This window comes from Nonomuraea sp. NPDC049309 (genome assembly GCF_043196965.1).
Lineage (GTDB): Bacteria > Actinomycetota > Actinomycetes > Streptosporangiales > Streptosporangiaceae > Nonomuraea > Nonomuraea fastidiosa.
On record NZ_JBICSH010000001.1, the window covers coordinates 2463356 to 2484083 of the forward strand.

The 20728-nt window shown below is 73.4% G+C and carries 22 protein-coding genes; 8 read left to right on the plus strand and 14 right to left on the minus strand.

All coding sequences use genetic code 11. The features are described 5' to 3' along the window. Nucleotides 1-39: 39 nt before the first annotated feature. The 6 genes from pcaB to ACGFIM_RS10960 are packed head-to-tail and all read right to left on the minus strand — an operon-like array spanning nt 40 to nt 5062. Nucleotides 40-1254, minus strand: coding sequence for a 3-carboxy-cis,cis-muconate cycloisomerase (gene pcaB, locus ACGFIM_RS10935; RefSeq protein ID WP_393198025.1), 1215 nt, complete (start codon nt 1252-1254; stop codon nt 40-42). Further along, a complete protein-coding gene (gene pcaG, locus ACGFIM_RS10940; RefSeq protein ID WP_393198028.1) occupies nt 1241-1765 on the minus strand; it encodes a protocatechuate 3,4-dioxygenase subunit alpha in 525 nt (174 codons plus the stop codon). The genes pcaB and pcaG overlap by 14 nt, the downstream gene beginning before the upstream one ends. Continuing rightward, nucleotides 1762-2511, minus strand: a complete 750-nt coding sequence (pcaH, locus tag ACGFIM_RS10945; RefSeq protein WP_393198031.1) for a protocatechuate 3,4-dioxygenase subunit beta — start codon at nt 2509-2511, stop codon at nt 1762-1764. Before pcaH ends, pcaG begins: the two co-directional genes overlap by 4 nt. Before the next feature lie 16 nt (nt 2512-2527). Continuing rightward, nucleotides 2528-3676, minus strand: a complete 1149-nt coding sequence (locus ACGFIM_RS10950) for a thiolase family protein (RefSeq protein WP_393198034.1) — start codon at nt 3674-3676, stop codon at nt 2528-2530. Continuing rightward, the gene (locus ACGFIM_RS10955) at nt 3673-4302 is read right to left on the minus strand and encodes a CoA transferase subunit B (protein WP_393198037.1); all 630 of its coding nucleotides are present in this window, start codon (nt 4300-4302) and stop codon (nt 3673-3675) included. The genes ACGFIM_RS10950 and ACGFIM_RS10955 overlap by 4 nt, the downstream gene beginning before the upstream one ends. 4 nt (nt 4303-4306) lie before the next feature. Further along, nucleotides 4307-5062 carry a CoA transferase subunit A gene (locus ACGFIM_RS10960; RefSeq protein WP_393198040.1) on the minus strand — a complete coding sequence of 252 codons (756 nt, stop codon included), beginning with the start codon at nt 5060-5062 and terminating at the stop codon, nt 4307-4309. Between the two features lie 190 nt (nt 5063-5252). Here ACGFIM_RS10960 and ACGFIM_RS10965 point away from each other — a divergent pair, with 190 nt between their 5' ends. Then, entirely contained in the window at nt 5253-7022 is a 1770-nt protein-coding gene (locus ACGFIM_RS10965; protein WP_393198043.1) for an IclR family transcriptional regulator C-terminal domain-containing protein, read from the plus strand. Nucleotides 7023-7090: 68 nt separating this feature from the next. On the opposite strand, the gene ACGFIM_RS10970 is transcribed toward ACGFIM_RS10965, so the two are convergent. The 3 genes from ACGFIM_RS10970 to ACGFIM_RS10980 all read right to left on the minus strand — a co-directional run bounded on the left by ACGFIM_RS10970 (nt 7091) and on the right by ACGFIM_RS10980 (nt 10873). Continuing rightward, on the minus strand, nt 7091-7876 hold the full coding sequence (locus ACGFIM_RS10970; RefSeq protein WP_393198046.1) for a nickel/cobalt transporter: 786 nt from the start codon (nt 7874-7876) through the stop codon (nt 7091-7093). Continuing rightward, a complete protein-coding gene (locus ACGFIM_RS10975) occupies nt 7873-8580 on the minus strand; it encodes a hypothetical protein (protein ID WP_393198049.1) in 708 nt (235 codons plus the stop codon). The genes ACGFIM_RS10970 and ACGFIM_RS10975 overlap by 4 nt, the downstream gene beginning before the upstream one ends. Nucleotides 8581-9199: 619 nt before the next feature. After that, the gene (locus tag ACGFIM_RS10980) at nt 9200-10873 is read right to left on the minus strand and encodes a fibronectin type III domain-containing protein (protein WP_393198052.1); all 1674 of its coding nucleotides are present in this window, start codon (nt 10871-10873) and stop codon (nt 9200-9202) included. Nucleotides 10874-11072: 199 nt separating this feature from the next. On the opposite strand from ACGFIM_RS10980, the gene ACGFIM_RS10985 reads away from it, so the two are divergent. From ACGFIM_RS10985 to ACGFIM_RS10995, 3 genes are all read left to right on the plus strand, one after another. After that, on the plus strand, nt 11073-11552 hold the full coding sequence (locus ACGFIM_RS10985) for a hypothetical protein (RefSeq protein ID WP_393198054.1): 480 nt from the start codon (nt 11073-11075) through the stop codon (nt 11550-11552). Between the two features lie 235 nt (nt 11553-11787). Further along, nucleotides 11788-11946: a hypothetical protein gene (locus ACGFIM_RS10990; RefSeq protein ID WP_393198057.1), complete on the plus strand. Its 159-nt coding sequence runs from the start codon at nt 11788-11790 to the stop codon at nt 11944-11946. Beyond that, nucleotides 11943-13844 carry a xanthine dehydrogenase family protein molybdopterin-binding subunit gene (locus ACGFIM_RS10995; protein ID WP_393198060.1) on the plus strand — a complete coding sequence of 634 codons (1902 nt, stop codon included), beginning with the start codon at nt 11943-11945 and terminating at the stop codon, nt 13842-13844. The genes ACGFIM_RS10990 and ACGFIM_RS10995 overlap by 4 nt, the downstream gene beginning before the upstream one ends. A 129-nt stretch (nt 13845-13973) precedes the next feature. Here ACGFIM_RS10995 and ACGFIM_RS11000 read toward each other — a convergent pair whose 3' ends face one another. Continuing rightward, a complete protein-coding gene (locus ACGFIM_RS11000) occupies nt 13974-14150 on the minus strand; it encodes a hypothetical protein (protein WP_393198063.1) in 177 nt (58 codons plus the stop codon). Nucleotides 14151-14163: 13 nt separating this feature from the next. Between ACGFIM_RS11000 and ACGFIM_RS11005 the strand changes: the two genes are divergently transcribed. Then, the gene (locus ACGFIM_RS11005) at nt 14164-14322 is read left to right on the plus strand and encodes a hypothetical protein (RefSeq protein WP_393198066.1); all 159 of its coding nucleotides are present in this window, start codon (nt 14164-14166) and stop codon (nt 14320-14322) included. A gap of 9 nt (nt 14323-14331) precedes the next feature. Here ACGFIM_RS11005 and ACGFIM_RS11010 read toward each other — a convergent pair whose 3' ends face one another. Next, nucleotides 14332-15114, minus strand: a complete 783-nt coding sequence (locus tag ACGFIM_RS11010) for a phosphotransferase (protein ID WP_393198069.1) — start codon at nt 15112-15114, stop codon at nt 14332-14334. 172 nt (nt 15115-15286) lie between these two features. On the opposite strand from ACGFIM_RS11010, the gene ACGFIM_RS11015 reads away from it, so the two are divergent. Beyond that, nucleotides 15287-15634: an STAS domain-containing protein gene (locus tag ACGFIM_RS11015; protein WP_393198071.1), complete on the plus strand. Its 348-nt coding sequence runs from the start codon at nt 15287-15289 to the stop codon at nt 15632-15634. 27 nt (nt 15635-15661) lie between these two features. Here ACGFIM_RS11015 and ACGFIM_RS11020 read toward each other — a convergent pair whose 3' ends face one another. Next, entirely contained in the window at nt 15662-16525 is an 864-nt protein-coding gene (locus ACGFIM_RS11020; protein WP_393198074.1) for an FRG domain-containing protein, read from the minus strand. A gap of 134 nt (nt 16526-16659) precedes the next feature. Between ACGFIM_RS11020 and ACGFIM_RS11025 the strand changes: the two genes are divergently transcribed. After that, on the plus strand, nt 16660-17571 hold the full coding sequence (locus ACGFIM_RS11025) for an alpha/beta hydrolase (protein ID WP_393198077.1): 912 nt from the start codon (nt 16660-16662) through the stop codon (nt 17569-17571). A 26-nt stretch (nt 17572-17597) separates the two neighbouring features. On the opposite strand, the gene ACGFIM_RS11030 is transcribed toward ACGFIM_RS11025, so the two are convergent. Both ACGFIM_RS11030 and ACGFIM_RS11035 read right to left on the minus strand, forming a co-directional pair. Next, on the minus strand, nt 17598-17723 hold the full coding sequence (locus tag ACGFIM_RS11030; protein ID WP_393198080.1) for a hypothetical protein: 126 nt from the start codon (nt 17721-17723) through the stop codon (nt 17598-17600). Further along, entirely contained in the window at nt 17720-19024 is a 1305-nt protein-coding gene (locus ACGFIM_RS11035; RefSeq protein WP_393198083.1) for an OFA family MFS transporter, read from the minus strand. The genes ACGFIM_RS11030 and ACGFIM_RS11035 overlap by 4 nt, the downstream gene beginning before the upstream one ends. Nucleotides 19025-19224: 200 nt before the next feature. On the opposite strand from ACGFIM_RS11035, the gene ACGFIM_RS11040 reads away from it, so the two are divergent. Continuing rightward, a complete protein-coding gene (locus tag ACGFIM_RS11040) occupies nt 19225-20685 on the plus strand; it encodes a carboxylesterase/lipase family protein (RefSeq protein WP_393198086.1) in 1461 nt (486 codons plus the stop codon). Nucleotides 20686-20728: the final 43 nt, after the last annotated feature.

A 20728-nucleotide genomic window follows, 5' to 3' on the forward strand; every position in this document is an offset into this window, starting at 1 on the left:
GCCGCTTTCCCGGGCCGGGTGACGGCTCTGCCGGCCTCCTCAGGTCTTCCGCCGGTTCTCATGGTGGCGGGCCAGCGCCCGGTCCACCAGGGCGGGTGCCGGGCCCGGGTCCCCTTCGACGGCCAGGTTCCCCGCCATGCGGTCCGGGTGCACGCGCAGGTCGGCGACGAGCTCGGCGGCGTCCCTGACGGCGCCCGCGACCAGGCGCAGGGCCTCGCGCAGCGGCTGCCACTCGGCGTGCCAGGCGCCGGAGGGGCGTTCGTCCTCGGCGGCGAGCGAGGCGTACAGGGTGGCGGTGAGGTGGGGCACCTGGCGGGCGGCGGCGGCGATCATCGTGGCCCGCACCGGGTTGTGCTTGTGCGGCATGGACGACGACCCGCCGCCGACGCCCTCGGTCACCTCGCCGATCTCGGTGCGGGAGAGCACCAGGACGTCGGCGGCCGCCTTGCCCAGCGCCCCGGCCGTGAACGCGAGCGCGTGCGCCAGGTCGGCCAGCGGCGTGCGCAGCACGTGCCAGGGCAGCACCGGCGCGGCCAGTCCCAGCTCGGCGGCGAACCGCGCGGGCAGCTCCAGCGCGAGCGCCCGCGCGTCCGGCCCTTGCGACGCCTCGCCCGGCTCCGCCCGCCCGTCCGGCTCCTGCCGCGCGTCCGTCTCGAAGGCGGCGAGGGTGCCGGCGGCGCCGCCCAGCTGGGCGGGGAGGGCGCGGCGGGCGGCGTCGAGGCGTTCGGCGGCGTCGGCGCAGAGCGACAGCCAGCCCGCCGCCTTGAGCCCGAACGTCGTGGGCACCGCCTGCTGGGTGAGCGTGCGGGCGGCCATCGGCGTGCCGCGGTGCTCGGCGGCCAGCGCGGCCAGCCGCTCGAGCACCCCGTCGAGCTCGGCGAGCACCGGCCCGAGCGCGCGGTGCGCGACCAGCATCAGGGCGGTGTCGACGATGTCCTGGCTGGTGGCGCCCCGATGCACGTACGCGCCGTACGAGCTGGCCGCCCGGCGCAGGTCGGCCACCAGCGGGATCACCGGGTTGCCGCCCGAGCGGGCCCGCGCGACGAGCCCCGGCAGATCGAACGCCTCGGCGCGGGCGGCGGCGGTGACCGCGGCGGCGGCCTCGGCGGGCGCCAGGCCGAGCGCCGCCTGGGCGCGGGTCAGCGCGGCCTCGGCGTCCAGCATGGCCTGGAGCACGGCGGCGTCCCCGGTGGCCCCGGCCGCGCCCCGCATCGGGGACAGCAGGCCGAGGTCCGCGGGATCAGCCGAAGTCAAGGAAGACCGTCTCCTTCTCGCCCTGCAGGTGGATGTCGAAGCGGTAGACCCCGTCGCGCTCCTGCTCGGCGAGCAGCGTGTGCCGCCGCTCCGCGGGCACGGAGTCGAGGAAGGGGTCCTGCCCGAAGTAGATGCGGGTGTAGAGGTGGTGCAGCAGACCTCGGGCGAACACGCACACGCTGATGTACCCGTTTCCCGGCCGTACCGTGCGCAGCGTCCAGTGCCCGTCCTGGTCGGTGCCGACACGGCCGAAGCCGGTGAAGATGACGCCGTTCCTGCCGAGCACGGCCCCGTTGGTGGGGTCGCGGCGCAGCGAGCCGGGCGCGCCGCGCAGCTCGCCGTTCTCGTCGGCCTGCCAGAACTCCAGCAGCGCGTCCGGCACCGGGTCGCCGGCGCCGTCGTAGACGTATCCGTGGACGGCGATGCCGCCGGGCGCGATGTCGCCGCCGCCGGGGAACGGCAGCGCGTACCCGTAGAACGGGCCGACGGTCTGCGAGGGGGTGGGGTTCACCGGCCTTCCTCCATCCAGGTCGCGGCGGGGCCGTCGAGCACGATGTCCCACTGGTAGCCGAGCGAGAACTCGGGCTCGGACAGGTCGTGCACGTACTCGGCGACCAGCCGCTGCCGCGCCCGCTCGTCGGTGACGGACTGCAGGATCGGGTCGTACGGGAAGAGCGGGTCGCCCGGGAAGTACATCTGGGTGACCAGCCGCTGCGTGAACGCGGTGCCGAACAGCGAGAAGTGGATGTGCGCCGGCCGCCAGGCGTTGCGGTGGTTGCGCCACGGATAGGGGCCCGGCTTGATCGTGGTGAACATGTAGCGGCCGTCGTCGTCGGTCAGGCAACGGCCCACGCCGCTGAAGTTGGGGTCGAGCGGCGCGGGGTGGTCGTCGCGCTGGTGCAGGTAGCGTCCTGCCGCGTTGGCCTGCCAGATCTCGACGAGCTGGCCGCGTACGGGACGTCCGTTGCGGTCGAGCACCCGGCCGCGTACGGTGATGCGCTCGCCGATCGGCTCGCCGAGGTGCTGCTTGGTCAGGTCGTTGTCGAGCGGCGTCACGTCGGTCGCCCCGAACACCGGCCCGGTCAGCTCGGCCGCCTCCGGGTCCTTGACGGGGATGAGCGGCTGCTTGGGGTGGCGCAGCAGGGTGCTGCGGTAGGGGGCGTAGTCCCGTGCGGGATGGCCGGACGGTGTGGGCGGACGGCCGGCGTAATCGGCGATCTCACGGTCGATGTCGGCCTGCTGGAGGGGTTCGGACATACAGCTGCCTTTCGCGCTATCTGTCGAGGACGACGGCCAGGCCCTGGCCGACGCCGATGCAGAGGGTGGCCAGCCCGGTGCCGGAGCCCGCGGCGGCCAGCCGGTGCGCCACCGCGCCGGTGACGCGGGCGCCCGAGGCGCCGAGCGGGTGGCCGATCGCGATGGCGCCGCCGTCGGGGTTGACGATGGCGGGGTCGAGGTCGGGCAGCTCGGCCAGGCAGCCGAGCACCTGCGCGGCGAACGCCTCGTTCAGCTCGGCGGTGACGAGGTCGCCGAAGCTCTTGCCCGCCTTGGCGAGCGCCTTGGTGGACGCCTCGACGGGGCCGAGCCCGTAGTAGCGGGGCTCCAGGGCGCTGACGCCGGTGGCGGCGATCCTCGCGAGGGGTTCGCGGCCGCGCAGCCCTTCCTCGTCGGTCAGCAGCAGCGCGGCTGCGCCGTCGTTGAGCGGGGAGGAGTTGCCGGCGGTGACGGTGCCGCCCTCTTTGCGGAAGACGGGCTTGAGCCTGGCCAGCTTCTCCAGGGAGGTGTCGTGGCGGATGCCCTCGTCGCCGGTGAGGCCGGCGATGGGCACGATCTCGCGTTCGAACGACGCCTTGGCCGCCTTCTGGTGGCTGGCGAGCGCGAACGCGTCCTGCTCCTCGCGGCTGATGCCGTGCTTGTCGGCGATCAGCTCGGCGCCCTCGCCGAGCGGGATCGTGTGCTCGGCGGGCATGGCCGGGTTGACCAGCCGCCAGCCGAGCGTGGTGGAGACCAGCTCCTGGCCGCCCGCGGGGAACGCCTTGTCCGGTTTGGGCAGCACCCAGGGCGCGCGGGTCATCGACTCGACGCCGCCCGCGATCACGGTGCTCGCGTCGCCCAGCGCGATCGCCCGGTACGCCTGGATGACGGCCTCCATGCCGGACCCGCACAGCCGGTTCACGGTCGCGCCCGGCGTGGTGATCGGCAGGCCGGCCAGGATGGCGGCCATCCTGGCGACGTTGCGGTTCTCCTCGCCCGCGCCGTTGGCGTTGCCGAGGATCACCTCGTCGACGCCGTCGAGGTCGTTGCGCTCGGCCAGCGCCTTGATGACGTGCGCGGCCAGGTCGTCGGGGCGCACGCCGGACAGGGCGCCGCCGTATCGGCCGAACGGCGTGCGTACGGCGTCGAGGATGTAGACGTCTTTCATGCCAGTACCTCCGCGTCGGTGCGCTCGCGCACGTCCTCCACGCTCACTCCCGGCGCGCGTTCGACCAGCGCGAGCCCCTGCTCGGTGACGTCGAGGACGCCGAGGTCGGTGACGATCCGGTGGACGCACTCCTTCCCCGTGAGCGGCAGCGAGCACTCTTTGACGATCTTGGGTGAGCCGTCCTTGGCGGTGTGCTCCATGATCACGATGACCTTGCGCGCGCCGTGCACGAGGTCCATGGCACCGCCCATGCCCTTGACGAGCTTGCCCGGCACCATCCAGTTGGCCAGGTCGCCGCGGGCCGAGACCTGCATCGCGCCCAGCACCGCGACGTCGATGTGCCCGCCCCGGATCATGCCGAACGACAGCGCCGAGTCGAAGAACGCCGCGCCCTCCCGCACGGTCACGGTCTCCTTGCCGGCGTTGATCAGGTCGGGGTCGATCTCGTCCTCGGTGGGGTACGGGCCGACGCCGAGGATGCCGTTCTCCGAGTGCAGCACCACGTCCACGCCGGGCGGCAGGAACGACGGGATGCGGGTGGGCAGGCCGATGCCCAGGTTGACGTAGTCGCCGTCGCGCAGCTCGGCGGCCGCCCGCGCGACCATCTCGTCCCTGGTCCAGCTCATCAGGTCACGCTCCCCTGGTCGTCCGCTTCTCGATGCCCTTGTCGGCGGCCTGCTCGGGGGTGAGCACCAGCACCCGCTGCACGAACACGCCCGGCAGGTGGACCTCGTCGGGGTCCAGCTCGGTCAGCTCCTCCACCTCGGCGATCGTGACGCGGCCCGCCATGGCGGCGAGCGGGTTGAAGTTCCTCGCCGCCTTGCGGAAGACGAGGTTGCCGTGGCGGTCGCCCTTGGCGGCGCGGACGAGGGCGAAGTCGGTGCGGATGCCGCGTTCGAGTACGTACTCGCGGCCGTCGAACTCGCGCACCTCCTTCGGCGGCGAGGCGAGCGCGACCGAGCCGTCCGGGTTGTGGCGCAGCGGCAGGCCGCCGTCGGCGATCGGGGTGCCCACACCGGCCGGCGTGTAGAAGGCGGGGATGCCGCTGCCGCCCGCGCGCAGCCGCTCGGCCAGCGTGCCCTGCGGGGTCAGCTCGACGGTCAGCTCGCCGGACAGGTACTGGCGGGCGAACTCCTTGTTGTCGCCGATGTAGGAGGCGGTCACGTGGGCGATGCGGCCCGCGGCCAGCAGCAGGCCGAGCCCGCCGCCGTCCACGCCGCAGTTGTTGCTGACCACGGACAGGCGGGTGACGCCCGTGTCGAAGAGGGCTTTGATCAGGACGTTCGGGATGCCGCTGAGGCCGAAGCCGCCGACGGCGAATGACGCGCCGTCGCGCACGCCTGCCAGCGCCTCCGCGGCCGTGGCGACCACCTTGTCTCTCGGCACGACGCTCCGATCGGGGATGTGTTCGCTCTGCGAACTTTTGTTCACTATTATGGGTTCTCAGTATGTGTGGGTGGTGGCCGGACTGTCAAAGGTCCGTCCACGTTCACATGCCTTGACCGCCCTTCGCCCTGATCACCCCAGAAAGCTGAGAACCGCCGTCGATCGCCGACGAACGCCGCAGGAGGAGCCGATGGAACCGGCAGGAACCCTCGAACGCGGGCTGAGCGTGCTGCGCGCGATCGCCGCCGACCCACGGCCCGCCCGCGCCACGGACCTCGTCCGGGCGACCGGGCTGGCCAGGTCCACCGTCGACCGGGTGCTCGGCACCCTCGTGCACCTCGGCTACCTGCGCGCCGAGGGGCGGGACGTGGTGCTCGCGCCGCGCCTGATGGAGCTGGGCGAGGCGTACCTGTCCGGGTCGGGCCTGCGCGACGCCGTCGCGGGACCGGCCGCGCGGCTCGCCGACGAGCTGGACGAGTCGGTGTCGGTGGCCGTGCGCGACGGCGACGGCGTCCGGTTCATCGCGCAGTTCACCCGGCGGCGGCGCATGTCGGTGACGTTCCGGGTGGGCGACGTGCTGCCCGCCTCCCGATGCGCGGCCGGGCTCGCCCTCCGCGACCCCGCCAAGGAGTGGGCCGAGGACGACCAGCTCATCGAGCCCGGATTGATCGCGATCGCCATGCCCGTACGGGCCGCTCCCGGCTTCAGCGGCTTTCACGGCCCCGGCGGCGCTCACGGCCCCGGCGGCGCTCACGGCTCCGGGGAGCCTGGTGACGGCGCCGGCCCGGCCGGGGAGGCGGTGTGCGCGGTGAGCGTGGTCAGCCACACGAGCCGCCACACCGTGGCCGAGCTGCGCGACCACTGCCTGCCCGCACTCCGCGAAACGGTCGCCGAGATGGAGGCCGCGCTCGCGACGCTCACCGCCGCGCCGGACACCCCCGCGCCCGCAGCGGCCGCGTCGCCTGCCGCCCGCTCAGCGCCGGCCGCACCCGCCCTGCCCGCCTCGGACAAGCACGCCACACCCGCCATGCCCGCCATGCCCGCCATGCCCGCCGCGCCCGCCGCCTCGGACAAGCACGCCACGCGCGCCGAAGCCGCCGCCTCGGGCAGGCCCGCCGTCTCCGGATCCGGCTCTCACCCCGCGACACCGCTCCCCCCGCCCGGGGTGGATCCGGCCAAGGAGGCGAAGCGGGAGCTCGGCATGGGGTTCCTGCAGTCGCTCGCGCGCGGCCTGGCCGTGCTGGTCGCGCTCGGGTCGGCGCGCGGCGGGGTGACGCTCGCGGGCGCCGCGAAGGTGACCGGCCTGCCCAGGGCGACCGTGCGGCGCGCGGTGCAGGCGCTGGAGCGGCTCGGGTACGCCGAAGCCCGCGGCTCCCGCTTCACGCTGCTGCCCCGGGTGCTGGAGCTGGGCTATGCGCACCTGTCGGGGCTGACGTTCAGAGAGATCGTCCAGCCGCACCTCGCGGACCTCGCCGCCCGCGTCAACGAGTCGGCCTCCGTCGCCGTGCTGGACGGCGACGACGTCGTGTACGTGGCCAGGGTCCAGACCGTGAGCCTGATGAGCGTGAACATCACCGTCGGCACCCGCTTCCCCGCGTACGCGACCTCCATGGGCCGGGTGCTGCTGGCCGAGCAGCCGGACGAACGGCTGGCCGCCATCGAGCCGCGCCGCCTGGCCGCGCGGACCGTCACCTCCAAGGACGAGCTGCGCGCCCTCATCCGGCGGGCCGCCGCCGACGGGTACGCGCTGGTGGACCAGGAGCTGGAGGAGGGCGTACGGTCGATCGCCGTGCCCATCAGGGACCGCACCGGGCGCACCGTGGCCGCCGTGAACGTCGCCACCCACGCCGGGCGATTCGGCAACGACGCCCTGATCCGCGACGTCCTGCCCGAGCTGCGGGAGGCGGCTTCGCGCATGGAGGCGGATCTCGCGTACGCGGGCGCGGTCGCGGCCGAATGACCGCGTGAGACGTGCGGCGTTCACGTCGCGGCCGATGGGGGCTGTCCCGCAGAATCCGCTGCCGGGCCTCATGAGGACAGGGCGGTCACGGCGGTGAACAGGTAGAGACAGCCTCCGATCGCCACCGCCACCCCCGCCAGCGCGGGCGTCCAGGCCGCCACCGTACGCAACGCCCGCGGCGCACGTCCCCGCACCATCGCTGCCCCGCGCACGGTCACCACGCCGACACCGGTCAGCGTGACGGCCATCCCCACGCCGAACGCCAGCACCAGCACCACCGCGCCGAACGACCGCCCGGTGAGCAGGCCGCTGACGAGCACGATGAACGCCGACGGCGACGGCACCAGACCGCCTGACAGGGCCAGCGCGGTGAGTCCCCGAGCCGACCACGGATCGTGCAATTCCGCATGTCTGTGCCCATGACCGTGCCCATGACCGTGTCCATGTCCGTGCCTGTGCCTGTGCCCGTGGGCGTGCGTCTTACGTCCGCGCAGATGACGGTACGTGAGGTGCGCCCCCACGCCGATCACCACGACACCGGCGGCCACCTGCAGCCAGGCGGTGACGGCCGCGGTGCCCACGGCGGCGGCGCCGCTGCTCAGCCCCACCCAGGCCAGCGCCAGGGCGAGCACCGACACCGTGTGCATCAGCGCCACGACCACGCCCAGGCGCAGGGCGTCGCGGTAGCGTCCGTGCGTTCCGATCAGGTACGCCGCCGTCACGCTCTTGCCGTGCCCGGGAGCGACGGCGTGCAGCGCGCCGACGCCCAGCGCCACGACCAGCGCAAGCCAGAACGCGCCCGCTCCGTCGAACAGGGTGATGAGGACGTTCTCGGGCCCGGTGAGATCGTTCATGCGCCCGTCCCCCGCGTCGCGGCCGGCTCAGCGGGCCCGTCCGAGACAGTGGGCGAGGCAGTGGGCGGGGCGGGGGCGCGGCGGCGTACGAGGACGACCAGCACGCCGAGGACGGCCACCAGCGCGACGGCGGGCACCACGAGCGGCACCCCGCCGCCCTCCGGCGCGTCGAACCGCACGCTGCGGGTGTCCTCCGCCTTCGTGAACAGCACCTGCGCAGGCTCGGCCGGGGTGTCGGAGGTGAGCACGGTCCGGTACGCCTCGTGCAGGTCGGTGAGCGCCGCGATGCGCACGTCCACCGTCACCACCGGCTCCGGGCACTCGAAGCCGAACCGCGCGCCCTCGGCGAGCAGCCGCTCCAGCGGCGCCAGCTCCGCGGTGCACGGCCGGCCGCCCTGCGTGACGCCGACGTGGCGGAGCAGGTAGTCGCGGACGGCGGCGGACCTGGCCAGCTTCTGCTCGCCGGTCAGGGTGGTGTCGGCGCCCGTCGCCGGGTCCTCGAACGCGCCGAGCGACTGGCCGAGCGCCACCCAGTCGTCCTCGGCGGGCGTCCAGGCGAGCGTCACGCGGTCGCCGTCCACGGCGATCCTGGCGGTGGACGGCGGCCCGAAGGGGTGCGCGGCCGCCGGGTGAGCGGGCACGAGCACCGCGACGACGGCGGCCAGGAACGGCACGCACAGGCGCGCCACGAAGCCAGACCTCAAGGGAACTCCTAGCAAGAAGACCAACGAAACCGCCCCGCGACGGCGCGGGCGGTAAGCGCCCCGACGCCGACCGGCACTCGTCGAACGGACCGACAGGCCGGCCTTCGGCGAGCGCGCGAGGACGCCGAGCCCACGGCCGCATCGGGCGTGGACGCCGGCGAACCGGCAGGCCGGCGAGCGGCGAGCGGACCGGCAGGCAGACCCTCGGCGAGCGGACCGGCAGGCCCGCGGGCGGCTGACGGCGGGCGGTGGGCGGACCGGCCGGTGCCCGTGGCCGGCCCGCCCATGTTCGCGGCGAGCCGGCCCGCGCTCGGCACTGCCGGCTCGCGCGTCCTCACATCACCGGCACGTCCTCACACACCGGCACGTCCTCACGTCACCGGCACGGGGACATCACCGGCACGGCGGCGCCTCGGGACCCGGGCGCGCCGACGCCGCGGCTCATCGGCGCGCCCAGGCCCTGCGCACCGCGCCCTGGCCCTGGAGAGCCTCGGCGCCTCGACCGCGCGGCGGCTCCACGCGGCAGCGACTCTCCTCGGCAGTGGCTCGACACGGCGGCGGCTCGACGCGGTGGTGCGCTGGGCCCCGCGCCGCACGAGCGCGGGTGGGAGTGAGGCGATCACCTCTTGACGGTGATCGGCGGGCTGGTGATCTTCTGGTGGTCGCTGTCCAGGTAGACGACGTACGTGCCGCCGTGCTTCACCGACGCCGGGACGCGGACGGTCCGGGACAGGCGGCCGAGCTCGTCGGCCTCGGCGTGGCCGAGGAGGGTGCCGTTCTTGCCGTGACCGCCGCCGCGGCGGGTGTCGCTCTCGCGCCACCAGATGGCGACCCGCTCGCCCGGGTCGTACCCGTACGCCGACACCTTGACCGGCTCCGACTTGCGCACCGACGTCTTGTCGACGGTGACCTGCTCGCCCACGGTGTTCTCGGGGGTGCGCAGGTCGTTGACGGTGCGCTCGCCCTTGCGGTTCTTGCGGATGACGAACCCGTCGTGGTGGGTGCCGTCGGCGTAGCGGGCCTCGAACGTGATGGTGTCCTCGGCGACGTCGATGAGCTGGTAGAGCTGGGTGTTCTCGCTGGTGCTGCGGACTTCGGCGCCGTTGCCGGTCCAGTTCTCGCCGCCGTTGAGCGCGTACATCTTGCCGCCGGAGACGGACACGACGTACGCGACGCCGTTGTGCACGGTGGCGGACTTGCGGGCGGCCACCTGGTTGCCGCGCCCGTACGAGTGGTCGTGCCCCTGGAGCACGAGGTCGACGCCGTACTTCTCGAAGAGCGGCGCCCACTGCTCGCGGACGTTCGGGTTGTCGCGGGTGCCGGTGGTGGAGTAGACGGGGTGGTGGAAGGTCACCACGGTCCACTTGTTCGGGTTGTCCTTGAGCAGGCCCTCGAGCCAGGCGGTCTGGGCGGCCATGAGCTCGGGGTCGCTCTGGTGATTGGTGTCCAGGCCGATGAAGCGCACGCCCTGGTAGTCCACGCTGTAGACGGTCTGCTTGAGCTCGGGGTCGCCGGGCCCGTTGTCCGGATACGGGAACTGCGGCCGCCAGAACGCGGACAGCCCGCCGCTGTACTCGTGGTTGCCGGGGATGGAGATGTTGTTGATCTGGCTGTCGATGAAGCCGCCGGCCTGGAACCACTGACCCCACTGCTCCTCGCTGTTGGCGGAGTCGATGAGGTCGCCGGCGTTGACGATGACCTTGGCCTGCGGCCGGTCGGCGAACGCCTGGCGGAAGACGCGCGGCACGGCGGAGTCGAGGTAGTTCTGGGCGTCGCCGTAGTAGATGAAGGAGAACGGCTCGAAGCCCTCGGCGGCGGTGGTGAAGTCGGTCCAGGGGCTCCAGTTGGTGCCGTCGCCGACGCGGTAGGTGTAGCGGGTGCCGGGCTTGAGCCCGGTGAACTCCACGGTGTGGTACGTCGAGGCGTACCCGAGCGTGGTGTTGACCGGGGTGCTGGCGATGGCCCTGACCGTGGTGACCGCCCCGGGCGGGGGCTGCACCTGGCCGAGGGCGCGCGGCGCCTCCAGGATCTGGGCCTGGGCGGTGTCGGCGTCGGCCTCGGCCCGCCACGAGACGCGCTGGCTGGTGGCGGGCGTGGCGGTCGGGATGAGGATGATGCGGTCGGGGATGGGACCGGGCTTGTGCGCCTCGGCGGCCGGGTAGGCGGGCGGTGCCGCCGCGCCGACGGCGGCGGGGCCGAACGCCAACCCGGCGGCGAGCAGCGCGGCGGTGCTCGCCGCCGCCAGCTTGGCCTGGCGCGGCCAGGTCCTGCGCGGCTTGATGGGGTCGTTCACTTTCTCGTTTCGCTCTCTGAAGAGGGGCTGTACGGGCCCGCCCGCGGCGGGAACGGCGAGCGGGCGCGAGCGCATTCATCCAGACCGCGCTGACGATCTCCTGTCGCGCAGTGGTCCGCCAGATGAATTCGCGATCGGTAAGCCGCCGGTCATCGGCCGTTCGCCCGGCGTTCTCCGCTCGCCTCCTACGATCGGCCCGGTGGAAAGACGGGTGGAAGGACCGAGGGCGCGCCGCCGGGGCCTGCTGCCCGCGGTGCTGGCGCTGGGGACGTTGTTCGTGCCGCCGGCCGCGGAGGCGACGGTGAAGACGGAGACGTTCATCACGGCGGAGACGACGGGCATCCTGCTGATCGAGGCGGGCGAGTGCTTCAGCGACCCCGCGTACTCGGTGCGCGCGGCCGAGCCGATCGTGGTCTACACGCCGTGCGCGCAGGGCGCGGACAACCAGTCGTACGGCTTCACGCACCCCCCTGACGGCCGGTACGACCGGGAGAGGCTGGCGGCGTTCGCCTGGCGGAGCTGCGGCGAGCGGTTCGACCGGCTGTGGGGCGGCGCGCGGAAGGACCTGGCGTACTACCCGATCATGCCGACGGCGGAGACGTGGGCGGACGGCGACCGCGACGTGATGTGCGCGGTCTACCGCCCGGAGGGCCGTCTCACGGGATCCGTGCTGCCCTAGTGATCTCGCCTCATGCCGGGACATGCGACTCGCAGGGGCACGCCCGATTCTTGACCCGCTCTTATAGCGACATATGGGGATAAAAGCGACACTCCTCGTTAGCGTTTCGCTTATGAGCGTAAGCACCGCGATCACGATGAACGGCGACATAAGCGGCAATCTTCGCCGGTGCGGCGCGTACACCGGCATCCTCGCCGCCGTCCGGCAGGCCGCCGGGCCGCGGGAGGAGTGAGCCATGCGGCCCTTCGCCTGCACGGTCCCCGCCGCCCTGGAGGAGGCCGTACGCGCGCTCGCCGACGCCGGTCCCGGCACGCACAACGCGTTCCGTGTCGAGCCGGGCATCCGCACCGTGGCCGAGGCGCCGTGGATCGCCGGAGAGCGGGCTCTACGATGACGGACTTCGCCATTCCCCGCGTCGGCGGCGGGAAGGAGAAGGTCACGGACAGCGCCCGGTTCGGGGCCGACCGCACACCGGAGGGCTGCGCGTACGCGATGCCCGTGGTGGCGACGGTGGGCAAAGGGCGCATCACGCGTCTGGACACCGCCGATGCCGAAGCCGTGCCCGGCGTGCTGCTCATCCTGTCGCACCTGGACGACCCCGGCATCGAGCCGGCCGGTCACATCATGAGCGACGGGTATGCGTCCCAGAGCCCGCAGCCGCTGCTGGACGACCGGGTCGCCTACCGTGGCCGGCCGATCGCGCTGGTCGTGGCCGACACGCTCATCGCCGCCGCGCACGCCGCCTCCCTCGTACGGGCCGAGTACGACGAGGAGCCGTCCGCCGTGGAGCCGGACGCGGAGGGCGCGGAGACGGTCCCCCAGGAGGAGGCCCTGCCACGGCCGTTCCTGGCCGACGTCGTGGCGGGCGACGCCGACGGCGCCTACGAGCGCAGCCCGCTGCGCATCGACGAGGTGTACGAGGCGGGGCCGCAGTACCAGGTGCCGATGGAGCACGCGCTGCAACCGCACCTCGCCCCGCTGGCCGCGGCGGCGCGCCGGGTGGGCAGGCCGGTGAAGCTGGTGCTGCCGCGCGCCCGCACCTTCCACGCGTCGAGCTCCCGCCCGAAGGCCCGGCACCGCGTACGGCTGGGCGCCGACCGCTCGGGACGGCTGCTCGCCGCGATCCACGAAGTGGATCAGCAGGCGTCCCGGCACGACCTGCTGCCCGCCACGTACACGGAGATCGCCTCCCGCCTGTACGACATCAGGAACTTCCGGGGCCGCCGGCGGCACGTCAGGACCGGCACGCGAGCGCCCGGCCACATGCGGGCGCCGTTCGAGCTTCAGGCCGCGTTCGCGCTGGAGTCGGCCATCGACGAGCTGGCCGTCGCCGCCGGGCGCGACCCGGTCGAGCTGCGCCTGGCCAACGACGCGCGCACGGACCCGGTGACGGGCAAGCCGTTCTCGCCCCGGCGCCTGGCGGCCTGCCTGCGGCGCGGCGCTGAGCTGTTCGGCTGGGAGCGGCGCAGCCCCGACCCGTGCTCGATGTGCGAGGCGGACGGGACACTGGTGGGCTGGGGCGTCGCGGTGGGCGCTTACCCGTCGAAGACCGTGCCGGTGCAGGTCCGGCTGACCGCCGGCGCCGACGGGCGGGTGCTGCTCGACGCGGGCGGCCACGAAGTGGGGCAGGGCATCACGACCGCGCTGGTCGCCGCCGTCTCCGGCGATCTCGGCATCCCGCCCGACGCGGTCGCCGTCGCAGCGGGCGGCACCGGCGGCGTGCCGCACCACCTCACGGCGGGCGCCCGGGGCACCGACAGCACGCTGCTCGCGGTCCACGCGGCGCTGCGCGAGCTGCGGCAACGGCTCGGCGCCGGCCCGGAGGGCCCGGTGGACGTGGCGGCGGCGGTCAAGCGGACCGGCGCGGACGAGGTGATGGCCGAGGCCGTCACCCGGGCGCCCGGACAGCCGCCCGAGGCGATCGACCGGATGCGCAGGGGCCTGGTCGCGCCGGTCGGGCCCGAGTATCCCGGCTTCGTTACCTTCAGCTTCATCGCGCACTTCGCCGAGGTCAGGGTGGAGCCGGTGACGCGGCGCATCCGGGTCTCGCGGATGGTCAGCGTGGCCGACTGCGGCCGGGTGGCCGACTACGCGATCCCGGTCAACGCCGACGTCGGCGCCATCGAGGTGGACGTCATCGGCGAGCCCGGCTACACGCTCACCCCGATGGGCGTGAAGAACCTCGGCGAGGTGGCGCCGGTCGGCGTGGCGCCCGCCATCGCGAACGCCGTCTTCCACGCCACCGGCCGCCGCGTACGCCGCCTGCCCATCCTCATCGAGGACGTGCTCTGAGCGCGTTCAGCGGCGCGGCACCGGCAGCAGGGCCAGGTGGTCGCGCGTCACGAGGTCGAACTTCAGCGCCGGCGACACCAGCGCGTGGCGCTGCCAGTCGGCCTTGCCCTCGGCCGGCACGCCCGGGGATCAGGACGGGTACGACAGCACCGCCGCCTGGCTGCGCACCGACTCCGACATCCCCGCGACTACCGCAAGATGATCGTGGCGGCGGGACGCTACTGCGAGCTGCCCGGCCTGAGCCCCGCCCTGATCGCCGCTGAGCCCCGAGCTGTCGATCTCGTCGATGGGCCGCTTCCTGTGCACGCTCGGCCCCCGCGTGTCGGACCTGCCCGGTGATCCCGCGCTCAAGCCGGCCGCGCTCTACCGCAGCGGCGTCCAGGTGCTCAAACGCGCGAACGGCATCCCGGACAAGTGGCGCCCCTACACCGTCAAGGTCGCCCGCTACATGCGCGACTATCAGCCGGAGGCGGACTGACCGGCGCGGTCAGCGCGGGAAGTCCTCCAGCTCGCGCACGGCCTGGTCGAGGTCGTCGGCGACGCCGCTGCGCAGCAGCCGCCCGTACAGGCCCTCGCCGCTGACGCCGTAGCGGCGGATGCGGGCCGCGCGGGCGCTCATGCGCGACTGGAGCTCCCTGATGACGGTGTCGGTGCTGCCGGTCCAGCCGTAGGTGTCGAGGAACAGCCGCAGCCGGCGGGGCCGCTCCTCGAAGTTCGTGAAACCCTCCAGCTCGGCGGTGCGGCGGGCGTGCAGGGGCACCCAGCCGTGCGCCATCCAGGCGACGTCGGAGCCGGGGGTGACGGGGCCGGCGAAGTCCCAGTCGAAGAAGCCGGTGATGCGGCCGTCGTGCCAGGCGGCGTTGAAGGGGCTGGCGTCGTTGTGGGCGATGATCATGCCGGGCTGCCACCTGCCGCCCATCCGCCAGCGCGCGCCGGGCGACGGCACGAAGTCGGCGACCGCCTCATGGTAGGCGCGCGTCCACTCGGCGACCTGGACGAGCGAGTCGTCCGTACGGGTCCACCAGGGCCAGACGACCTCGGAGCCCATGGTCTCGCCCTCGATGTAGGTGAGGATCTCGCGGCCCTCGTCGTCGATGCCGAGCACGCGGGGCGCGCCCTCGAAGCCCTTGCGCTCGAGATGGCGCAGCAGCTCGTGGACGTACGGGGTCCAGGGACGCATCTGGCGGCGAACGGTGTGGCCGATCCGCACGGCGCCGCCGTCGTTGCCGCCGTCGAGCCGCTGTCGAACGTCGAGCCGCTGTCGTACCACGTCGAGGACATTGCCAGCCCGCGCGGGCCACGTCAACAACCCGCGTCCCCGGCGTTCGCACCCATGGCCGCCGTTGTACAGGTTCGTGTCGCGTTCGCCGCGAAACCGGTGGCGGGCGATTGCACCATGCAAAGATAAGAGGGGCGAACCGTAGGGATGCGGAGGGCGTGGAATGGGCAGTATCGGCCGTACCGGCTTCTCCTGGATGGTCACGCAACGTGATGGCGCCGCCGTCCTGTGTCCCTGCGGGGACCTGGACCTGTCCTCGATGGAGGAGTTCCGCAGCGGGCTGTCGGAGGCGATGTCGTGCCTGTGCCCGCCGCTGGTCGTCGTCGACATGCGCGAGGTGGACTTCTGCGACTCCTCGGGGCTCAACGCGCTGATCTGGGCGGCCAACACGGTGGAGGCGGCCGGCGGGCGGCTGCGGCTGAGCGGGCTCCAGCCGCGGGTGAGCAAGCTGATGCGGATGACCGGCCTCGACCGCCGCTTCGCCTTCCAGGACGCCGCCGCCGGGCAGTAGCGGCCGCGGCGAGCGGGCCGTGCGTGGTCAGCCGCCCATGCGGCCGTCCTGGCTGTGGCGGTTCTCCAGGCCGGACATCGACGAGCCCGCGTCCTGGACGCCGCGCCCGTCACCGACGGAGCCGGGCGAGTAGTAGCGCCGCAGCCAGTCGGCCAGTCCGTCGAGGCCGGGCAGCAGCACGCGTTCGGTGATGTTCGCCTGGTCGAGCCGCTGCCGGATCTCGGCCTTGACCGGGGCCGGGATCACCCACTGCCACCCCATGTCGGGATGGTCGGCCAGCCAGTCCTCAAGCTGATACCGCACGTCCGACAGCACCGAGAGCACCGACGACTGGTTGACGACCCGCTCGTCCAGCGACGGCGGCTCGAAGAAGGCGAGGAACGGCCGCCCGTCCTCGGTGAGCCGGTCGAAGCGGTCGAGCGCGACCCGGGCGAGCAGTTCGGTGGTGAACACGAGCGCGCCCTCGGCGGCGAGCGGGGCGCGCAGCGGCTCGGGCAGCAGCCGGTGCGCGGCGGCGCAGTCCACGCAGAGCAGCACGCCGTCGTCCTCGGGCCAGGTGGCGGTGGCGAAGTGCAGGGCGACGAGCGGGGAGAACGTCCAGTCGAGCAGGCGGGTGGGCAGGCCGTGGTGCTGGCCGAGCGCGAGCCAGTCCCAGATGGTCGGACCCGGCGCCTGCCGATGCGCATATTTACGGAAATTTCGTATCAGGTGGGACTCGACCGCCGCGTACTGACCACGCAGTCGCGCGAGCCCCGACATGTGCGAGTACGTGCTGCGCGCCAACCCCCTGAAGACCAGCGACGAGTGCGAAGGCCCGGACCCCGTGCGCCTGCCGGCCTCCCCTACCGCGTCGTCCAGCTCCCGCCACGACGACACCGCGACCACTTTCATCACGTTCGCGTTGCCCCAGCTCAGGCCCTCCACACCTCACCGCCGCCAGACGATCCTTCTGGACAGTGCGGCACGCGGAACTTACGTTCGACGTGATCTGGATCACTCCCCCACCCCGGATGAGGTGACGTCTCATGGCGCTGGACGAGGCCACGACCCGGTTCCTGGAGCGGCTCGCGGAGACGGGCGGCAAACCGCTCCACCAGATGAGCGTGGCCGAGGCCCGCGCCGTCAACGCCGGGCTCGCGGCCATGAGCGGCGAGGGGCCCGCCATGGCGACGGTCGAGGAGGTGTCGATCCCGGCCGCGGACGGCGCCCGCTTCCCCGCCCGCGTCCTCGTGCCCGGGGAGGAGCCGCGCGGCGTCGTCATCTACTACCACGGCGGCGGCTGGGTCCTGGGCTCCGTCGACGAGTCCGACACCGTCGGCAGGGAGCTGGCCGCGCGTACCGGATGCACGGTCGTCCTGCCCGGCTACCGGCTCGCGCCCGAGCACCGCTATCCGGCGGCGGCGCGCGACGCGTACGCGGCGCTGCTCTGGACCGCCGGCCGGATGCCCGGCCTGCCGATCGTGGTGGCGGGCGACAGCGCGGGCGGCAACCTCGCGGCCGTCGTCGCCCAGCGTGCCAGGGACGAGGGCGGCCCGGCCATCGCCCTGCAGGTGCTCGTCTACCCGGTGACCGACTGCCTCCTGGACACCGCCTCCTACCTCGACCCCGCCAACCAGCTCCTGCTCGACCGGGAGGCGATGATCTGGTTCTGGGACCACTACGCGCCCGACCAGGTGCGCCGCGCCGACCCCGAGGCCTCGCCGCTGCGCGCCGCCGACCTGTCGGGGCTGCCGCCCGCCGTGGTGCTGACCGCCGAGCACGACGTGCTGCGCGACGAGGGCGAGGCGTACGCCGAGCGCCTGCGGGAGGCCGGGGTGCCGGTGGAGTTCAAGCGCTTCGACGGGCAGACGCACGTGTTCTTCACGATGGTGAACGTGCTGCCCGCCGGCGACGCCGCGCTCACCATGGTCGCCTCGGCGGTGCGCCGCGCCCTGTGAACGGGGACGCGGCGCAGCGCGCGGGGTCAGCCGGAGAAGAGCTGGGTGAGCTTGAGCACCAGCTCGTACACCCCGTAGGCGAAGGGCACCCCGACCCACACCCAGGCCAGGATCATCAGCCAGGTCCGCCGCCCGGTGGACTCGGTGGTCATACGGCCTGTCCTTTCTCCGCGGGCTCCTGCCGGGGCGCGGGCCGTTCATGGAATCTCTCGTGCACCGGCCTGATCAGCTCGTTGGCGATGAAGCCGATCGCGAGCAGGCCGATCATGATGAACAGGGACGTGGTGTAGAGGTCGGGGCCGGAGCGCCCGGCGTTCTCCTGGGCGTCGGCGATGGCGTTGACGATGAGCGGGCCGAGCACGCCCGCGGTGGACCAGGCGGTGAGCAGGCGGCCGTGGATGGCGCCCACCTCGAACGTGCCGAACAGGTCCTTCAGGTAGGCGGGCACGGTCGCGAAGCCGCCGCCGTAGAAGGACAGGATGCCGAGCGCGCAGATGATGAACAGCGGCTTGGAGGCCTCGCCCGTTAGCGCGATCACGAGGTAGAGCAGCGCGCCGACGCCCAGGTAGACCCGGTACATGTTCTTGCGCCCGATCAGGTCGGAGGTGGACGACCAGACGAACCGGCCGGCCATGTTGGCCAGCGACAGCAGCGCGACGAACCCGGCCGCGGCGCCCGCCGCGACGGCCGCCGTGGTGCCGGCGAAGAAGTCCGTGATCATGGGGGCGGCCTTCTCCAGGATGCCGATGCCGGCGGTGACGTTGCAGCACAGCACGATCCACAGCAGGTAGAACTGCGGGGTGCGGATGGCGTTGCGCGCGGAGACGTCGGCGGTGGTGACGAGCGGGCGCGCCTTCACCGCGGACGGCTGCCGGTTGCCGGGCTTCCAGCCCTCCGGCGGGACGCGGACGAGCAGGACGCCCATCGACATGAAGACCGCGTACACGATGCCGTGGACGAGGAACGTCGTGGCGATGCCGGTCGTCTCGGTGCCGAAGGAGGAGAGCATCTGCGCCGACCATGGGGAGGCGATGAGCGCGCCGCCGCCGAACCCCATGATCGCGATGCCGGTGGCCATGCCGGGCCGGTCGGGGAACCACTTGATGAGCGTGGAGACCGGGGAGATGTAGCCGATGCCGAGCCCGATGCCGCCGACGAAGCCGTAGCCGAGCACGACCAGCCAGTACTGCCGGGTGATCACGCCGAGCGCCGACAGCAGGAACCCGGAGGAGAAGCAGGTCATCGAGACGAACATGGCCCAGCGGGGGCCGTTGCGCTCGACGAGCGTGCCGCCGAAGGCGGCCGACAGGCCGAGCATGACGATGCCGAGCTGGAAGGGCAGCGCGCTCTGGGTGCCGGTGAGGCCGAGCGCCGACTCCAGCGGGGGTTTGAAGACGCTCCACGCGTACGCCTGCCCGATGGCGAGATGGACGGAGAGCGCCGCGGGCGGCACGAGCCACCGGCTCCAGGTGGGCGCCGCCACAATACGGGAACGACTGAGGAAAGCTTGCGGACTCGCGGACCTCGTACTGTCTGCCACCCATCCGGGGTACCACATACGGTATGCAGTATTTAAGAGGTGTACGCCCGATACGATGAACGGTCAGATCCAGTCGGCGAACGGCAGATGGCACGGACACAGGGGACGGGCGGATGGCGGAGACGGGCGGGCCTGAGGTGACGATCGCGAGCGGCCGGGTGCGGGGCCGCTTCGAGGACGGCCTGGCCGTCTTCCGCGGCATCCCGTACGCGCGGGCGCCGCTCGGCGACCTCCGCTTCGCCGCCCCCGTGCCGGTGGAGCCGTGGGACGGCGTGCGCGACTGCGCGGAGTTCGGCCCGCACCCGTCACAGCCCGGCGCCACCGCACCCCTCACCGAGAGCTGCCTGACCGTGAACGTGTGGTCGCCCGGCCCGGCGGCCCGGCTGCCGGTCATGGTGTACGTCTACGGCGGCGCGTACCGGGGAGGCGGCTCGGCCGAGCCGCACCACGACGGCGCGGTGCCGGCCGCCGAGGGCGTCGTGGTGGTCACGTTCAACTACCGGGTGGGGATCGAGGGCTTCGCCCACCTGGAGGGCGCTCCGGCCAACCGGGGGCTGCTCGACCAGGTGGCCGCGCTGGAGTGGGTGCGGGACAACGTGGCCGCGTTCGGCGGCGATCCCGATCGGGTGACGGTGTTCGGCGAGTCGGCGGGCGCCGGGTCGATCGCCGCGCTCATGGCCATGCCGCGGGCGGCCGGGCTGTTCCGGCGGGCGATCGCGCAGAGCGTGCCCGGCACGTACTTCTCGGTGCCGCTCGCCGCCGACATCGCCGCCGCGCTCTCCGGCGAGCTGGGCCTGCCGCCCGCCGCGGAAGCGCTCGCGCCGCTCCCGCCGGAGCGCCTCGTGGGCGCGGCGGACGCGCTGCTGGCGAAGATGCCCGCGTACGAGGACCGCTGGGGTCCCGTCGCGCACCTTCCCACCCCGTTCGCGCCCGTCGTGGACGGCGAGGTGCTGCCCCGCGACCCCTGGTCCGCGCTGTCCGCAGGGGCCGCCCGCGACGTCGAGCTGATCGCCGGACACAACCGCGACGAGTACCGTCTCTACACCCACGACGCTCCTGACGAGCCGGCCGGCGCGCTGCTGGCGGCGTTCGCGCCGGGGCTGCCGTACCGGGAGGCCTTCCCCGAGGCGTCCGAGGCGGAGCTGGCCGAGCTGGTGCGCTCCGACTGGTTGTTCCGCATGCCGAGCCTGCTCCTGGCCGAGGCTCACGCCGCAGGGGGCGGCAGGACGTACGCGTACGAGCTGACCTGGGCCGCTCCGGCGCAGGGCGGCGCACTCGGCGCCTGCCACGCGCTGGACGTGCCGCTGGTGCTCGGCACCCTGGACAGCGAAGTGGGCCGCTTCTTCCTCGGCGACCCCGCCCCCGAGGAGGCCCAGGCCCTCTCGCGGGACTTCCGGCGGGCGTGGACGGCGTTCGCGCGCGGCGAGGGGCCGGGCTGGCCCGCCTACGACCCCGAGCGCCGCCTGACACGGCTCTTCGACGTCGAGCCCGCGGTCGTGCCCTACCCGGAGGAGACCTCGCGCCGCCTGTGGTCCGGCCACACGTTCGCGGCGCTCCCCCTGCTCACCGCCTGAGGACCCCCGCGCCCAGGCGGACTCCTCCGCGCCGTCCGCATGC

Excerpts from the sequence above, each read along its gene's own strand:
- pcaH (WP_393198031.1), bottom strand. The coding sequence starts at position 2,511 with ATGTCCGAACCCCTCCAGCAGGCCGACATCGACCGTGAGATCGCCGAT.
- ACGFIM_RS10950 (WP_393198034.1), bottom strand. The coding sequence starts at position 3,676 with ATGAAAGACGTCTACATCCTCGACGCCGTACGCACGCCGTTCGGCCGA.
- ACGFIM_RS10955 (WP_393198037.1), bottom strand. The coding sequence starts at position 4,302 with ATGAGCTGGACCAGGGACGAGATGGTCGCGCGGGCGGCCGCCGAGCTG.
- ACGFIM_RS10965 (WP_393198043.1), top strand. The coding sequence starts at position 5,253 with ATGGAACCGGCAGGAACCCTCGAACGCGGGCTGAGCGTGCTGCGCGCG.
- ACGFIM_RS10970 (WP_393198046.1), bottom strand. The coding sequence starts at position 7,876 with ATGAACGATCTCACCGGGCCCGAGAACGTCCTCATCACCCTGTTCGAC.
- ACGFIM_RS10990 (WP_393198057.1), top strand. The coding sequence starts at position 11,788 with ATGCGGCCCTTCGCCTGCACGGTCCCCGCCGCCCTGGAGGAGGCCGTA.
- ACGFIM_RS10995 (WP_393198060.1), top strand. The coding sequence starts at position 11,943 with ATGACGGACTTCGCCATTCCCCGCGTCGGCGGCGGGAAGGAGAAGGTC.
- ACGFIM_RS11015 (WP_393198071.1), top strand. The coding sequence starts at position 15,287 with ATGGGCAGTATCGGCCGTACCGGCTTCTCCTGGATGGTCACGCAACGT.
- ACGFIM_RS11020 (WP_393198074.1), bottom strand. The coding sequence starts at position 16,525 with ATGAAAGTGGTCGCGGTGTCGTCGTGGCGGGAGCTGGACGACGCGGTA.
- ACGFIM_RS11025 (WP_393198077.1), top strand. The coding sequence starts at position 16,660 with ATGGCGCTGGACGAGGCCACGACCCGGTTCCTGGAGCGGCTCGCGGAG.
- ACGFIM_RS11030 (WP_393198080.1), bottom strand. The coding sequence starts at position 17,723 with ATGACCACCGAGTCCACCGGGCGGCGGACCTGGCTGATGATCCTGGCC.
- ACGFIM_RS11040 (WP_393198086.1), top strand. The coding sequence starts at position 19,225 with ATGGCGGAGACGGGCGGGCCTGAGGTGACGATCGCGAGCGGCCGGGTG.